The sequence below is a fragment of the Streptomyces sp. FH025 genome (assembly GCF_017427025.1).
Lineage (GTDB): Bacteria > Actinomycetota > Actinomycetes > Streptomycetales > Streptomycetaceae > Kitasatospora.
The window spans coordinates 1-15428 of record NZ_JAFLNG010000110.1 but is presented as its reverse complement, the minus strand read 5'-3'; the positions used below and the strand labels follow the sequence as shown (position 1 = coordinate 15428).

Sequence of the window (15428 nt, the reverse complement as noted above, 5' to 3'; positions counted from 1 at the left end):
GTTGCTGCTCCCGTTGCTGCTGCGTGGCGTACGGGCCGGTCTCGGGGCGCCGGGCGGGGTCCAGTCGGCGAGGAGCGCGTTCATGCCGCGCAGCGGGGCGAGCCCCTGGGCGGTGCGCGCGTCGGCCTCGTCCTCGGGCAGACGGCCCCACCAGAAGCGCTGAGCGAACTTCGTACGGTTGCCCTTGTTGCCGAGCACGGCGGCGACCAGGCCCCAGGCGGGCTCGCCGCCGAGCAGGGCGGAGGCGAGGTCGGAGAAGTGGTCGGGGCCGTCGTGCCAGTGCTCGTCGAGGGCGGAGGCGCCGGGCAGTTCGGCGGTGACGTTCTCCACGGCGCCGTTGTTGGAGGAGGTGACCACGATCTCGTAGCCGGTGAGCCTGGGGTCGAGGGCGGCGACGAAGCGCTGGTGGCGGCTCTGCCGGTCCTTGCCGCGCCAGGCCCGGCCGACGAACCCGTCGTCAGGGCGCTTGAGGGAGGCCATCACGGTGGCCCGCTCGACCACGAGGGCGGCGACCAGGTCGCGCAGCATGGTGGTCTTGCCGGTCCCGGGCGGGCCGTTGACGGAGAAGAGGCCGCCGTCGGTTTCGGCGTCGCCGGTTCCGGTGCTGTCCGCTCGTGTTCGGTCGGCCAGGATTCGGTTGACCGCGAACTGCTGGCTGAGCGCGAGCGGGTGCCGGGCCTTGGCGGGCCAGCGGCCGGCGGGCACGAGGGCGGGGGCGACGCCGTCGAGGACGGCCGGGCGGTCCTGGCGCAGGTCGGTACGGGTGTGGACGGGGATGTCGCTGCGCGCGGTCAGGTAGGCGTCCAGGGCGGGGCCGAGGCCGTTGCCGCCGCCCTTGCTGTCCTTGCCGTTCTTGCCGTTCTTGCCGTCCTTGAGGGCGGCGCGGACCAGGGCGAGGTCGGGCGGCAGGAGGCTGTTCAGGAACGGCTGCGGGGAGACGGGCTTGGCCTCGGGATCGCGCGGGAGGTGGACGAGCCGGCTCCGAACGCGGATCATGCGCGGGTCGAGGCGGTCCTGGACGCCGCAGAGGTGGGCGATCTGGGCGGTCAGGGCCACGAGGTCGGCGAGTGCGACGGATCGGGCGTCGGGGGCTTCGGTGGCTTCGGTGGCTTCGGTGGTTTCGGTGGTTTCGGTGGTGGGGACGGGTTCGATCGGTTCCGGAGCCTCGGACGTATCGGATTGGGGCCCGGTGACGTCCTGCACCGGACGGCGGGCCGCCACCCAGTCCGAGACCCGGCGCACCAGCGGCTCCGTCGCCCCCTGGACCGCCGCACCCGCCACCTCGCCGAACAGCGCCCCGACCGCCGCCACCGCGGCTGCGCCCAGGATCTGCGCGAGCAGCTGCTGCCAGCCGCGGGCCGAGGCGTCCTCCGGCAGCGGCGCCGGGTCCACGGACCGGAAGACCGGCAGACCGTACGGGCCGGAGCGCCCCGGTACCGGCTGCGGGCGCTGCCCGGCCGTGTAGGTGATCGGCGCGGCGGCCAGCTGGCCCACCGCCACCTCGAACGCCTCGCCCAACTCCTCGAAACCGTCCAGCCACCCCGGCGCCGACGGCCCCGGGTCGAACAGCCGGCCCGTCGCCCAGGCGCACGCGGACACCACCGACGTGCCGTCCACGGGCCGCCCGTGCTCGTCCAGGACCAGCGCGAACATCGCGCTCTTCCCCGACAGCACCAGCTCCTCGTCCGGCACCCCCGGATTCGGATCGGTGTCCTTGGGCAGCACCGCGATCATCGCCTGACGCAGCAGCTCCAGGTCAAACACCCCGCCGTACACCTCGTGCCGCCACACCATCCCGCGCGGTGCCCGCCACGCCGCCGTCTCGGGATGCTCCGACGCCCACGGCAGCACCGGCACGGCCTGGCCGGCGGCCGGCGTGAGGTCGACGACGATCGGATCGGAGGCCCGGGGCCTGCCCGCACGCCGCTTGCGTGGCACCTCCGGAATGGTGGGCGGGCTGAACAACTCGATGGCCCGCCAGCACTCCAGCAGGTCCGCCACCCGCCTGCCCTGCCCCTGTCCGGTCCCCATCCCGCAGCCCCCGTGTCGAACCTGCGGCCGCAGCCGCTTCGTGTGCCGATCAACTGGCCGCAGAATCTACCGGACGACGAACGGGCGAACGGAGGCCCCCCAGGTCAGGAGCGCGGACGACACCCGCAGGGCACCGCATTCGGCTGTGGCCGGCTGCCGTCAGCACGGGCACGCAGGAGCGGCTCTCGCCCGCGATATTCCCCGGCACCGAACTCGGCCCTACGATCGCCTCATGCTGACAGGGTGGGGAGCCCATGTACGCCGTCACGCCGCCATCGGCGCCGTGGAGGTCGCGCTGGTCTGGCCGGCCACGGTCGTCGCGGTGGCGAAGCTACTGCCCGCTCTCGCGCCCGGCTGGTTCCCTCAGCTGGGGGCGACAGTGGTCAACCTCGTGGCCGCCGTGCCCACGCTGGTGTTGCTGAAGGCGTGGGGCATGCTCCGGGCGGGCGGAGTGACCGGCCCGGGCGAACTGCGTCGATGGCCGGTGCTGCTTCCGCTGGTGGTCGTGGCAGGGCTCACCGCTCTGCCCGGGATCGCGGGCAGCACGCCCACGCTGATCGGCGGGGTTCTGCTCGTCCTCAGTATCGGGGTCAGCGAGGAACTCTCCAGCCGCGCACTGGTGTTGGAGGTGGCACGACCGCTGGGGGCGCTGCGAGCCGCCAGTTTGACGGCGGTCCTGTTCGGGGCGGAGCATCTCGACAACTACCTGTTCTTCGGTGCGCACTCGCTGACCGGCACCCTCTGGCAGATGCTGGAGGCGGGCCTGTTCGGCTTCTGCCTGTGCGCGGCCCGCCTGGTCATCGGCAGCATCTGGCCGCTGGTCCTCCTGCACGCGCTCTCCGACTACACAGAGCTCTACGTCCCCGGCGGGCCCCCCGACTGGCTACAGGCCCTGGGCATGCTCGTCGACCTCGGGCTCGGCCTGGCGCTGCTGCTCTGGTACGGGAAGAACACACCGACGGCCGGTACCTGACCGCTGCTCAGACGAGCAGCTGATGGACCAGGCTGACAGAGGCGGTTGATACCAATACCGCATGACCACCGACGACGAGATCATCCGCAGGATCCGTGAACGGGCTCGGCCTGGAACGCTGCCGCCGCCTGCCTCGCAGGAAGCCGCTGCCCAGCTTGAAGCCGCGGTGGGACATCGAATGCCGCCGTTGCTCCGGCGGATCTACCTCGAAGTCGCCGACGGCGGTTTCGGCCGCGGGAACAGCGCCCTGTCCCTCACCGAGGACCGGGACGAACCGCCCATGCTGGAGGCCTACCTCGCGTGGCGCGAGGGCTATGGCGCGGACTATCCCACGCCGGTGGTACCCCTGCTGACCTGGGGCTGCGCGATCTGGTCACTCGTTGACTTCAGCACCCCCGAGGGGCAGATGTGGGGCTGGGACCCACACGGCTCGTGCCTGCGCCACTCCCTCTTCCCCGAACCGCTCACGCTGGCCCAGCGGCTCACGGGCTGGCTGGACGACCTGGAGAACTTCCCGGCGCCGCTCGACGAAACCGACTGCCCGGACTGCATGAGCTGCTGACGGAACGCCCCTGCCGCCGCGCCTGAACCGCCCCTGAACAAGCGACCGAGCTCTTTCAGCACCACCGGCAGGCATACACGCGTGGCTATCGCTGCGCACATGACGGAAGCGGGCCCGGAGCGCGCTGGTGGGTACCCACGTTCCCGGGAGGCCTCCCCCGGTACCCGCCAGGGCGGGCACGCTGCCCGAACGGGCAGCGCATCGTGCCCGTATGCCCCTTACCAGCGAGCGCCGCACCGGGTATGTAGGGAGAGCACGGCGCAACTGCCAGCCCTACGAGCGGAGTTCCATGCACGCACAAGAGCCGGCGAAGGACGACAAGCAGCCGCAGCGCACCGCCAGGGGTGCCGTCGCGCGGCCGGGGGTGGCTTCGAGCGGGCAGGTGCCCGATGCACTTCTCGGGTTGCAGCGCACCGCCGGCAACGCGGCCGTCGTCCGGATGCTCCAGCGGGGCCGGAGCCATCAGCACACAGCTGGGCCGGTGCAGCGGTCCGCCGTGCACGACGTGCTGCGCACGGCGGGCAGGCCGCTGGAGGAGTCGCTGCGCCGGGAGATGGAGTCCCGCCTCGGCGCCGACTTCTCCGACGTCCGGCTGCACACCGGCTCCGCGGCCCGCGACTCCGCCGCCGAGGTGGGCGCCCGGGCCTACACCTCCGGCAGCCACATCGTGATCGGCGACGGCGGCGGCGACAAGCACACCCTCGCCCATGAGCTGACGCACGTCATCCAGCAGCGCCACGGTCCGGTGGCCGGTACGGACGACGGGTCGGGACTGAGCATCTCCGACCCCGGTGACCGCTTCGAGCGCGAGGCCGAGGCCAATGCCCTGCGGGTGATGAGGCGGACGCCCGAACAGAGCGACCAAGGCCTCCACGGTGCCCCCGTAGAGCGGAGCACCGGTGTGACGGCCGTCCAGCGCTTCGCCGAGGTCAACACCGCCGAGTTGGGGCCCGCACGGGTTTCGCAGAGCGGCCTCTACCTCATGACCGTCCAGCCCGGGGTGGACACCACCGTCATCTGGGTCGCGGAGGGCGCCCCGGCGCCCCGGTACTGCACGCCGACCGGGCAGAGCGGGCAGATCGCCGGGCGCACGTACGCGGAGTACGAGCCGTCGACGTCCTTCCTCGCGGACTGTGCCCACACCGCCGAGGAGATCATGCACCAGCAGCGGCTGGCCCTCGGGCAGGACGCCAGCGAATTCGCCCTGGGCGGCGGCCAGTTCGGCCTGAGCGAGAGGGAGAACGCAGAGGGCGCCACGGCCTACGCGAATGCCAGGCCCGGCGGCCCGCAGGCGAACGGCGAGGAGCGGCCGGGCCCCGGCCAGGCGTTCGCCATCGTGGAGACCGCGTGGCACGGGAACTACGAGCGACCCGCCAACACCAGCGGGTGGCCCTACCACGTGGCGGCCGTGGTCGCCGTGGACGGCGATGACCACATCACCGTGGAGCAGGCCGCGGACGGCAACGACGCGAAGGCCCGCCAGGGGCACGAGGGCATCGTCGACATGTATACGGCGGGCACGGACCCCACCAACGGGCAGGCGTTGCCGCACAGCTTCCACGGGCGCAACACCGGCGGCCCGGTGCAGCACTTCTCGGCGGGCGCGATCACCGTCATCCTCCAGCCGATCAACGTGGGCGGTCTCAAGGGGGAGACCGGACGCCGGAAGCTCATGTAACCTCCAACACCCGTCCACTGTCGGAGAGTTGGTGGGAGCCGATCGCCGCGGAGACGGTCTCGTCGACCTCCGGTCCGCCCGGCGTTCGGCTCTCCCCATGCCCGGGCCGGCTCACCGACACCGACTTGGACGTCACCATCAGCCCCGACGGGCGGTACGCCCCGGCCCCGGGAAGGCCGTCAGGCCTCCGACCGGAACGAGCAGCACCTGCCCTGGGCGGCGGCCGGCTTGATCATGGGCTCCTCGGGGTCGTCGGCGGGCAGGAACCCGTTCCCTTCGTAGAAGGACCGCTCCTCGGCACCGAAGCCGACGCCGGCGACGAGGCAGCGGTCCGGGTACAGCCGTGCCAGTTCGTCCAGGAGCGCGGATCCGACACCGCGCTTCCGGTGTTCGGCATCGATGATGACCCGCTCGACGACGATCCTGCCGCTCGCCCCGAGAGTCGTGTACAGCCATCCGGCCACCTGACCGTCGTACCGGCAGACCAGGACGCACTCGGCGTCGTCCAGGGCAAGCGTGCCCCCGGTCTCGGCGATCTCCCAGCCCCCGTCGGAGTAGGCGCGGCCGATCGCGTTGATGGCGGGAAGGTCTTCGGGAGAGGCGTTTCGGATCTCGTGCTGCATGCGTCGCAGCGTAGCCGGAGCGTCCGGGCGCACTCCCCCACCCCGAACATCGGCGGAGGCGTTCAGTGCGACCAGAACGGGTCGTCGTACCGGGGGATGATGTCGAGGTTGCCGTTGGGCAGGGTCGGCTCGGGCTCGTAGGTGCCGAACGGGTCTCGGTCACGGATGACGGGGATGGGGCCGACGACGGCCTGGAAGGCGATGTTGCCGGCGGCGCCGAAGAGCATGCACACACCGTGGCCGGTGGGCGTGGCGGCGAACATGGCGGGCTGGCGGGGGTTGACGGCGGTGATCCGGTACCCGTGGGCCTGCCAGCCTCGTTCGGTGATGCCCAGCAGTGCGCCGTACTTGGCGGGGGCGACCTTGGTCATGACGTACCGGTCGCGGGTGGCGGTGGCGTAGCCCAGGGAGTGGTCGTCCGGTCCCGCGGTCTGCTCGGTGGAGCGGGGCCAGCCGTCCCAGTACCGCAGCGGGGGACGGATGGCGGACATCGCCTCGTCGAGGAGCGCGTCGAGTGCCTGGACGGCCTGTTCGGGGGTCATGCGGAGGCTTTCGGAACGGGGGAGGGATCGGGTCGGTGATCAGACGGACCAGAACGGGTCGTCGTGCTTGGGGAGGATGTCGGGATCGCCATTGGTCGTGACCGGTACGGGGGTGGGGGTGCCGAACGGGTCATGGTCGCGGATGACGGGGATCCGGCCGCCGGACGCGCTGATGTTGATGTTGCCGTACGTGTAGATGGTGATGGTGACGCTGTAGCCGTCCGGGGAGCGGGCGGCCAGCGAGGGCAGGATGGAGCCGGCGGGAGTGGCGACGGTGTAGCCCTTGGCCTTCCAGCCCTGCTCGACCATGCCGAGCAGGGTCGCGTACTTGGCCGGGGCAACCTTGGTCGTGATGTGGCGGTCACGGGCGGCGACGGCGTAGCCCAGGGAGTGGTCGTCGATCCCTCCTCCCTGCTCGGTGGAGCTGGGCCAGGCGTCCCAGTACTGCAGGCGGGGCTGGACCTGGCTGAGGGAGTCGTCGAGGAGGGTGTCGAGGGCGCGCATCGCCTGCTCGGGCGGCACCAGCGAGCTGGAGGGCACGGGAACGTAGGAGGCGACGGTGGAGGTGACGGCGCTACAGCCCGTCAGGGCCAACACCAGTGCCGTGGGTGCGGCGGCCGCGACCAGACGCGGTAGCAGCGGCCTGTTCGAGGGTGCGGTCATCGCTGCTCCTGCCTAGTGACGTTGTCGTACTTGCCCGCCACGATCTGGCCGATGTTGTTGACCGAGACTGCGGGGTCACCCGGCTTGGCATCCGGGTTCGGTTGCTCCATGTAGTTGGAGTGGGAACTCTTCACGTCCCCGTCCGGGACGACGAAGCGGTTGGCGCCGAACTCCTTGCTGGCCGGGTCCTGACCGAACCAGAGCTGGTTGTCACCGGCGTACCACTTGTACACCTCGTCGCCGAAGGGCCCCAGGGCAGGGAAGAGAGCCACGTCGTTGGCAACACGCGACCCGGCCGGCAGATGGCTCACGGGGTCGTTCTCCGCGTCGCCGACCCACACGTGCTTGGGGTCGATGTGCAACTGCGAGGCCTTGTCGGCGCCGGTGCCGGGGGAGCCGACGAGGACGATGTCGTCCGCGCCATTGCCGCCGGGCATTTGCGCGCCCAGGCCCACCGTGGTGGAGCCGTAGCTGTGGGCGAGGGCCACCAGGTGCGCGGGCGGCCCGTCATGGGTGGCGCGCAGGCCCGCCATGAACTTGTCGTAGGAGGCACCGCCCTTGGCGGCGCGGTCGGTCCCCGTCACTTCCAGCGGCCGCATGTCGCCGTCGGCGAGCTTCTCCAGACCCGGCGGCGGGTCATAGCCGAGCCAGACCATCGAAGCGGTAGACGCGTTGGGGTCGGCGATGCGCGCGGCGGTGTACACGTTCAGGGCCCGGTCGCCGTCCTTGTTGGCGACGTCGGAGAGCTTGGTGCCCAGTCCCGGCACGTACGCGCTGACGTTCTTCGCGGTGTCCGGGTTGCCGTAGGACAGGATGCCGCGGCCCTGGCCCTCCTCGCTGACGCCGAGCAGGAACATGGGCGGGGGCTGATCCTTGCGGTCCTTCAGCTTCTTCTCGATCGCGCGGAAACCCTCGAGTTTCTGCTTCTCGTCGTCCGTCGGGTTCGGCTTCCGCTGGTACGTGTCGATGAGGTTGGCGAGGTTCAGTTGGTTCGCCCGGTCGCGGGCCACCGCGGGAATACCGTCGCGCATGCCCAGCAGGTCCGGGTGGGTCTCGATGAGGCGCTGCTGCTCATCGGGTGTCAGGCCCTTCCACCAGGCGTTGACCTCGGTGGCCGGGGAGCCGGCGGGCGGGAACCCGGCCGCCATCAGGTCGATCCCCTGCTGGGTGACGGCCTTCAGATCCGCGGCGGCCTTGTCGGTTTCCAGACCGGTGCCGTTGCGGGCCCGGGCGGTCAGATCGTCCAGCAGCTTGGCGACCTTCTGGTCCGCGGTGTCGGCCTCGGTGACGGCGCGGGATATCCGGTCGGCCAAGGCCCGCGCCTGCTCCGGGATGTTGTACCCCGGGTCGTTCCTCTCGGCCTTGGCCGGCGGCGGCCAGGTCACCGTCCCGTCGTCGGAGACGGTCAGCCCCAGGTTCGTCGCCTCCTGCAGCGCCTCCCGCAGTTTGGACTGGGCCAGCAGGAGGCTGTCCGAGGCCTCGCGCAGCAGCCCGGAGACCGCCGACATCTCGGTGTGCGCCGCGTCCAGACGCGTGCTGGTGCGCTGCAGGGAGGCGTTGGCGGCACCGGCGGCGTTGCCGACCCAGTTCGCGCTGAAGACGTGCTTGGTGACCTCGTGCTGCATCGTCTGGACGTGCTTGTTGAAGTTGCCGGCGAGGGTGTCGTAGGCGGTGGCCGCCGGCCCCAGGCCGGACAGGTCGACGTCGCGCAGCTGGGCGAGGGTGACCATCAGCTCCCCGCCTGCGGGGAGAGGCTGACGGCGTTGTTGTGGTCGGCGTCGCGGTAGCCGGCCGCGGTCTGGCCCAGCTTGAGACTGACCTGGTCGATCTCGGTGGCCAGGTTCTTCAGGCACTCCTCCCACGCGGCCGTGCAGTTCTTCAGCGACGCACCGACCCGCCAGCCCGACAGGGCGGCGACTGCGGCGTCCGACGGCTCGTGGATGGCCTTGAGCTCGTTCGGCATCGCCTCGCCGGTGTCCTTGGCGGCCTTGGCCGCCGCGTCCAGGTCCGCCGGGTTGACCCCGAACGTCTGCCCGACACCGGGCGCAGCCGGTGAGATGGCGTACGGCCCGAGGGGACCGACGGGCCCGACCGGCCCGTCCGAGCTGGCATACGCGTTCATGGCCCTCTTGCCCCCCTGTTGGTCAACCCGCACCGCGCCCGAGGAACCACCTCGGCGGGACATGCGCCGCCTTGTACGTGAATCGCACGCTTGGCCGGTTCCACATTGTGCACGGAGAAGGTAGCAGACTTGGCCCGTTCGCCTACGGTCCGCCCGGGGCCACTACGCTGCCGGCCGGCCGGCCGATCCGGTGAGGGTTGGTCAAGAGCCCCGAGTCCTCCCCTCGTTCGCGGGGCAGGGCCGGGCGCACACATCCTCAGTGCACTGGCGTTGCACTCGGCGGGACACCACCCGCCAACGCTCCCGTCACACGCCGCGGCCCCCAACCGGCATTGCCGGCTGGGGGCCGCCTGGTCGTCCGAGGCCGGTCAGTCCTCGCCGGCCTGCTTCGCGGCCGGGCGGGGGCGCAGCAGGGCCGCAGCCAGGAGTGCGGTGGCGGCCAGGCCGATCGCCGCGATCACCGACACCGCGATGAAGCCCCGGTCGTAGGCCAGCTGGGCCGACTGCAGCACCGCGTGGGCGGTCCGGGACGGCAGGTGCGCCATGACGTCCTCCGCTGCGGCGAACGACTCCCCGGCCCTGGCCTGCTGTTCTCCGGAGAGGCCCGGGACGTCGGGCAGGCCCGTGCGGTACACGGCGGTCAGGACGGCGCCGAGGACGGCAACGCCGAGCCCGGCGCCGAGTTCGAAGGACGTCTCCTGGATGGCGGCCGCCTCCCCGGACCGCTCGGGCTGCGCGGCGCCCATGATGGAGTCGGCGCCCAGGGTCATGACGATGCCGGCGCCGTACCCGGCGGCGAGCAGCGGGACGAGGAGTTCGCCGTAGTGCGCGGCGTCACCGACGACCGCGATGGCGGCGTACGCGACGGCGAAGAGGGAGAGCGCTCCGGTGAGGGCCCAGCGGTTTCCCCACCGGTTCGCCGCCCAGGGGGCCGTGACCGCGCCGAGGGCGTTGGCACCGGCCAGTGGCATCAGCGCGAGCCCGGCGCGCACCGGCGAGTACTCGCCCACCTGCTGCAGCCACTGGGTGAGGAAGAACAGGAGGGCGACATAGCTGCCGAAGCAGCCGATGACGCACAGCGTGGCCGTGGTGAAGCGGCGTTCGCGGAAGAGGGTGAAGTCCAACAGCGGCTCGCGGATGCGCCGTTGGCGTCGTACGAAGGTGTAGAGCAGGGCGCTGCCGGCGAGGGCCGTGAGGACGATGACGGCGTTCACCCCCGCGTGTTCACCGGCCTGCTTGAGCGCGTAGACCACGGCGGCCAGGCCGGTGACGGACAGCACGACACTGGTCACGTCCCAGCGGCGGGGTTCGGGGTTGCGTGACTCGGGGATGACCCGGGCGCCGACGATCAGGATGACGACGATGACGGGGACGTTGATGAGGAACACCGCTCCCCAGCCCCACTTCTCGGTGACCAGACCGCCGGCCAGCGGGCCGATCGTGGCCCCGACGCTGTGTGCGGAGGTCCAGATGCCGATCGCCATGGCGCGTTCGCGGTCGTCGGTGAAGACGACCCGGATGATCGCCACCGTGGACGCCATGATCATCGCCGCGCCGACGCCCAATGCAGCCCGGGCGGCGATGAGTTGTACGGTCGAGGTCGAGAAGGCGGCCGCCGCGGAGGCGAGACCGAAGGCGAGGAAGCCGCTGAGCACCATGCGGCGCCGGCCGATGCGATCGCCGAGGGTGCCGCAGGTCACCAGGAGGGCGGCCAGTGTCAGCGAGTAGACGTCGACGATCCACAGCAGTTGGGCCGGGCTCGGTTCGAGGTCCCGGCTCAGGCTCGGCACCGCGACGTGCAGGACGGTGAGGTCGATGCCGCACAGGAAGAGACTCCCCGACACCACGGCCAGCACCAGCCACCGCTGCCGTGCGGGAAGGGCCGGCCCGCCCTGCTGCCCGGAGTCGGTCGAATGCTCCGCACGCTCCTTCCCGGCAACTGATCCGGCCGCGGCGGGCATCTTGCTCTCTGTCATAGTCTCAGCTTCCGGAAGTACCAACGCGGGCCGCAAGTACGGTCATTCGTGTCCCCTAGTGCCACGCTGTATACCAATGGAGGTCAGGCGTGCGTTCCAACATCGAAGAAACCTCGGATCACTGCGCGGTCGAGTTCGCCATGGAGCTCCTCGGCGGCCGGTGGAAACTGGCCATCCTCAAGCAACTGGTCTCGGGAACCCACCGCTTCGGCGAACTGCGGCGCGCCCTGCCGGGTGTCACCCAGCGCATGCTGACCCGTCAGCTCAGGGAGTTGGAGGCGGACGGGCTGGTGGAACGGACGGTGTACCGGGAGGTGCCGCCGAGGGTCGAGTACGCGCTCACCGACGTCGGCCACACGCTGGACTCCATCACGGAGCAACTGGACACGTGGGGCCGCTGGTACCGCGACACGGTGCGCCGTGCGGCGCCGTCCGATCCCGGCGAGTCCGCCTGACCGTGGCACGGTGGGCGGCTGCCGGGGCCGAACGGCTCTCACAGGGTGCGGTGGACCTCGTCGTAGGCCAGGCGCGGGCCGCGTGGCCGTGGACCCGTCGCCGCGGATCTGCCGATGTTCACCACCAGCAGCCTGCCGCCGGGCTCAGAATTCCGCGAGGTTCTGCCGCAAGGTGTGGCCGGGCGTGTACGCGGCCCGGGTCAGCCCGCGGCGCTGGAGCGCGGGCACGAGTCCGTCGGTGACATCGGCGACCCAGTGGCGGTTCAGCCGCAGGACCGGGGTCGTCAGCATGAAGCCGTCCCCTCCGACCTCTTCCATCACCTCCCCCATCCGCTGCGCCACCTGGTCGGGTGTGCCGATGAGTTCCACCGAGGAGACCAGGCCGCCGGCGGCGTCCATCACCAGTTCCCGCAGCGTCTTGCCGCTGCCCCACTGCTGGAGTTGGTCCAGCGAACCCTGCTCGCCGTTGGTCTGGAGCCGGTGCGGCAGGGGCTGATCGAGGTCGAACTGGGCGAAGTCGATCTCCGTGAGTGCGGAGGTCTCGGCGAGGACGTCGTGGATGAACCGGGGCGACGAGATCATCCGCTCGTGCTTGTCCCGTGCGTCCTGCTCCGTCTCGCCGAGCGTGGGCGTCACGCAGAACAGGACCTTGACGTCGTCGGGGTCGCGGCCGGCCGCCTCGGCGTGTTTGCGCACGTCGTCCCGGAACTCCTTCATCCCCTCCACCCCGTTGGCGATGGCGATGACCGAGTCGGCGTTGCGCGCGGCGAAGACCCGGCCCCGGGGCGAGGCCCCGGCCTGCACGAACGCGGGCCGGTGCTGCGGGGAGGGCACGGTGTTCAACGGGCCCCGCACGCTGAAGTGCTCACCCTTGAAGTGGATCGGGCGGACCTTGGTGTGGTCGGCGTAGATCCCCTTCTCCCGGTCGAGCACGACGGCGTCCTTGTCCCAGGAGGCGAAGAGCTGCCGGACGACGTCGACGTACTCGTCGGCCATGGCGTAGCGGACGTCCCGTGACGGCAGCTTGTCCAGTCCGAAGTTCTGCGCGGCCAGGTCCTCGGCGCTGGTGACGATGTTCCAGCCGAAGCGCCCGCCGAGCATGCTGTCCATCGTCGAGGCGAGGCGCGCGGTCATGAACGGCGGGTACGCCAGGGTCGACAGGGTCGCGACGATCCCCAGGTGGGACGTGGCGAGGCCCATCGCGACGGCCAGCGGGACCGGGTCGTGCTTGGGGACGACCATGCCCTGCCGCAGCGCCCGCTCGGTGGAACCGCCGTAGCTCTCCGGGACCATCAGCTTGTCCTCGATGATCACGTAGTCGAAGCAGGCCCGTTCGAGCGCCTGGGCCACCTCCGTGTGGAACCTGCCGTCCCAGGGTGAGCCTCCGGTGCCGAAGGGGCCCTGCCAGTCGTCCGGAGTGAAGTTGAAGATGCAGGCGAGGTGGAACTTCCGGGTCACGGCTGTTTCCCTTCGAGAGGTGCGGCGGTTCGGCGCTGCGGGGCCGGGCGGCGGCGGTCCGGGTGGGCCTGGGCGAGGAGCAGCCCGGAGCCGTCGCGCACCATGGCCGTCGCCTCGTCCACGACATGGCGCAGCAGCTTCTCCCCGAGGCCGGCGTCCGCGCCGGAGGTCGAGGACAGGATTCCGCGGTTGGTGGTCTGTCCGACGTCGACGGGGTGCAGGTAGACACCCGCCCGGGGCGGATCGTCGTGGTCGGGGCGCTCGTCGGTGACGAGGTCGGGTCGCAGGTGGAGCATGAGGCTCGTCTCGGTGACTCCCGCGTGCTCGGCGTGCCAGCCGGGGAACCTGGGGATCTCCGCACCGGTCCAGGTGTCCCGGACCAGGCTCCACCAGCTGAACGCGAAGACCTCCGTGCTGTCCAGCAGCCCCTGCTCCCGCACCTGGTCCAGCGCCTCGAAGAGGAACGGCTCGTTCTCGTAGTGCCCGTTGACCACGATCAGGCGGGCCATGGGCAGTGCCGACAGCGCCGTGAGCGTCTCGCGCAGGAAGCGGATGAGGGTGTCGCCGGCCACGTAGACCGTGCCGGGGAAGTGGAGCCCGCCGCCGCTCTGCGGCAGGGACCGGGCGCCGACGGCCTGCGCGGGCAGGGTGAACGCGTCGAGTTCCTTCGCGATCTCGGTGGCGAACGCCTCCGCGAGGATCAGGTCGACGGACAGCGGCAGGTGCGGGCCGTGCTGCTCGATCGCCCCGATGGGCCACACGACGGTACGTCCGCGCACGGCGTCGGCGACCTGGGCGCTGGTCAGGTCGGTGAGCAGCGGGGCACCGGAGTGTCGGGCGGTCATATCGCCGCCTCCTGGGGGGTTTCCGTCGGGAGCGGGGCGGTGGCGGAGGAGCCGGTGATCTCCCGGGTCTCCGCCACGATGCGTTCGAGCGTCTCGTACATGTCGGTGTGCAGCGCCGTGTAGACCTGGGCCACGTTCGCCCCGACGCTGAGGTAGTCGGCCACGTCGCGGCCGCTGCTCACTCCCCCGCAGCCCATGATGGGCAACTCGACGCCCCTCTTGCGCAGTTGCCAGACGGCGGCGAGGACGAGCGGTTTGAGGCCGGGGCCGGAGTAGCCGAAGACGCCGTTCAGTTCGAGCCCCCCGGTCTCGGGGGACACGGCCGCGCCGCCGATGGTGTCGCTGAGGGTGATGGCATCGGCTCCGCCCGCGATGGCGGCGCGCGCCCGGTCCTGGAGCCCCTCGCCGACCGCCAGCTTGACGGAGATCGGCAGTGTCGTCCTGCCGCGGGTCTCGGAGGTGTAGGCGTAGACCCGGTCGGGGTTGTCGTCCTCCAGCCCCTCCTCCTCGTTGAGGCAGGAGATGCCCAGTTCCAGGGCCTGGCAGCCGGTCGTCTCGACGTCCTTGGCCAGGGCGGCGAGTTCGGCCGGGGTGTCGGCGTGGAGGGAGGCGATGACGGGCAGCCGGTCGTCGGCGAACGAACGCAGCACGTCCAGCCAGTGGTTGACCGATCGCTTGGAGTAGGTGGTGCTGTTCAGCATCCCGACGGGCAGACGGATGATCCGCTCGTCGAGGCCTTGCGGCGGGTTGGGGTGGATGGTCTTGGTGACGACGGCTCCGGCGCCCCGCTCGATGAGTCGGCGGATGTTGCGCTCCTGGTCCGTCAGCAGTCCGGATCCGACGATCACGGGGTTGGCCAGAGGCAGGCCTAGGATCGACGCGTCGGGCACTCGATGTCTCCGTCCGGCGGATGAGGCAGGTGGGGGGTGAGGGCGGGTGTCGGTCAGGCGACGAGGCTCGCGCTGACGGCCTCGCGCTGCCGTTCGGTGGCGGCGAGCACGGCGTCGATGAGCAGCGCCGGCTTCTCGGTGAACTCGTCGAAGTCGATGGCCTGGACGAACCCGACGCGGTGCAGCCCCTTCAGGAGGTGGCTCGCGGAGTCGACGAAGGGCTGCTTGGCGATCAGGACGATGGGACGCCCCATGGCCGTGGCCCAGCCGAGTTCGACGTGGGTGCCGTCCGTGCGCCGCAGGGTCCCGTCCTCCAGCACCGGCAGGACGGGCACGAACACGTCGCACTTCTTCATCCAGCGGAAGTCACGCACGGAGACCTGCTCCGGGGTGAACGCCGCCGTTTCGGCCCCGAACTTCTCCACGACGTGCGCCGAGAAGACATTCGCTCCGTTGTCCCGAACGGTTCCGATCGCCGTGGTGATCGCGTCCTGCAAGTGATTGACGAAACCGTTCTCCAGGATGGCGTGCTGGATCGGTCCGCCCACGAAGACGTCGAGCCCTGCGAGCAGGCCGGACTGTTGTGAGGGCTTCGCTCCGGTGCGGGAGC

General features: G+C 71.1%; 15 protein-coding genes. 4 read left to right on the top strand and 11 right to left on the bottom strand.

Annotation, left to right across the window (positions count from 1 at the left end; genetic code table 11):
* On the bottom strand, positions 1–2031 hold a 2031-nt coding region (locus J0670_RS11185), incomplete at its 3' end, for a hypothetical protein (protein WP_207811335.1).
* Positions 2032–2263: 232 nt separating this feature from the next.
* Between J0670_RS11185 and J0670_RS11180 the strand changes: the two genes are divergently transcribed.
* From J0670_RS11180 to J0670_RS11170, 3 genes are all read left to right on the top strand, one after another.
* Positions 2264–3004 (top strand): CPBP family intramembrane glutamic endopeptidase, encoded by a 741-nt coding sequence (locus J0670_RS11180; RefSeq protein ID WP_207811334.1) that lies wholly within the window; start codon positions 2264–2266, stop codon positions 3002–3004.
* Between the two features lie 61 nt (positions 3005–3065).
* Positions 3066–3566, top strand: coding sequence for an SMI1/KNR4 family protein (locus J0670_RS11175; protein WP_207811333.1), 501 nt, complete (start codon positions 3066–3068; stop codon positions 3564–3566).
* Between the two features lie 289 nt (positions 3567–3855).
* The gene (locus J0670_RS11170) at positions 3856–5244 is read left to right on the top strand and encodes a DUF4157 domain-containing protein (RefSeq protein ID WP_207811332.1); all 1389 of its coding nucleotides are present in this window, start codon (positions 3856–3858) and stop codon (positions 5242–5244) included.
* 179 nt (positions 5245–5423) lie between these two features.
* Here J0670_RS11170 and J0670_RS11165 read toward each other — a convergent pair whose 3' ends face one another.
* The 6 genes from J0670_RS11165 to J0670_RS11140 all read right to left on the bottom strand — a co-directional run bounded on the left by J0670_RS11165 (position 5424) and on the right by J0670_RS11140 (position 11170).
* Positions 5424–5867 (bottom strand): GNAT family N-acetyltransferase, encoded by a 444-nt coding sequence (locus J0670_RS11165; protein ID WP_207811331.1) that lies wholly within the window; start codon positions 5865–5867, stop codon positions 5424–5426.
* A 62-nt stretch (positions 5868–5929) separates the two neighbouring features.
* Complete coding sequence (locus tag J0670_RS11160) at positions 5930–6409, bottom strand: hypothetical protein (RefSeq protein ID WP_207811330.1); 480 nt, start codon at positions 6407–6409, stop codon at positions 5930–5932.
* Positions 6410–6448: 39 nt separating this feature from the next.
* Positions 6449–7072, bottom strand: a complete 624-nt coding sequence (locus tag J0670_RS11155) for a hypothetical protein (protein ID WP_207811329.1) — start codon at positions 7070–7072, stop codon at positions 6449–6451.
* Complete coding sequence (locus J0670_RS11150) at positions 7069–8802, bottom strand: alpha/beta hydrolase (protein WP_207811328.1); 1734 nt, start codon at positions 8800–8802, stop codon at positions 7069–7071. The genes J0670_RS11155 and J0670_RS11150 overlap by 4 nt, the downstream gene beginning before the upstream one ends.
* Positions 8802–9194, bottom strand: coding sequence for a hypothetical protein (locus tag J0670_RS11145; RefSeq protein ID WP_207811327.1), 393 nt, complete (start codon positions 9192–9194; stop codon positions 8802–8804). The genes J0670_RS11150 and J0670_RS11145 overlap by 1 nt, the downstream gene beginning before the upstream one ends.
* Positions 9195–9562: 368 nt before the next feature.
* Complete coding sequence (locus tag J0670_RS11140; protein WP_243436856.1) at positions 9563–11170, bottom strand: MFS transporter; 1608 nt, start codon at positions 11168–11170, stop codon at positions 9563–9565.
* 89 nt (positions 11171–11259) lie between these two features.
* On the opposite strand from J0670_RS11140, the gene J0670_RS11135 reads away from it, so the two are divergent.
* Positions 11260–11625, top strand: coding sequence for a helix-turn-helix domain-containing protein (locus J0670_RS11135; protein WP_307806472.1), 366 nt, complete (start codon positions 11260–11262; stop codon positions 11623–11625).
* Positions 11626–11769: 144 nt separating this feature from the next.
* On the opposite strand, the gene J0670_RS11130 is transcribed toward J0670_RS11135, so the two are convergent.
* The 4 genes from J0670_RS11130 to J0670_RS11115 form a co-directional block, all read right to left on the bottom strand.
* Positions 11770–13083: an NtaA/DmoA family FMN-dependent monooxygenase gene (locus tag J0670_RS11130; protein ID WP_207811326.1), complete on the bottom strand. Its 1314-nt coding sequence runs from the start codon at positions 13081–13083 to the stop codon at positions 11770–11772.
* Positions 13080–13928: a creatininase family protein gene (locus J0670_RS11125; RefSeq protein WP_207811325.1), complete on the bottom strand. Its 849-nt coding sequence runs from the start codon at positions 13926–13928 to the stop codon at positions 13080–13082. The genes J0670_RS11130 and J0670_RS11125 overlap by 4 nt, the downstream gene beginning before the upstream one ends.
* Positions 13925–14818, bottom strand: coding sequence for a dihydroorotate dehydrogenase (locus tag J0670_RS11120; RefSeq protein ID WP_207811324.1), 894 nt, complete (start codon positions 14816–14818; stop codon positions 13925–13927). Before J0670_RS11120 ends, J0670_RS11125 begins: the two co-directional genes overlap by 4 nt.
* A 53-nt stretch (positions 14819–14871) precedes the next feature.
* A partial coding sequence (locus J0670_RS11115) for a hypothetical protein (RefSeq protein ID WP_374223087.1) occupies positions 14872–15428 on the bottom strand: 557 nt, incomplete at its 5' end.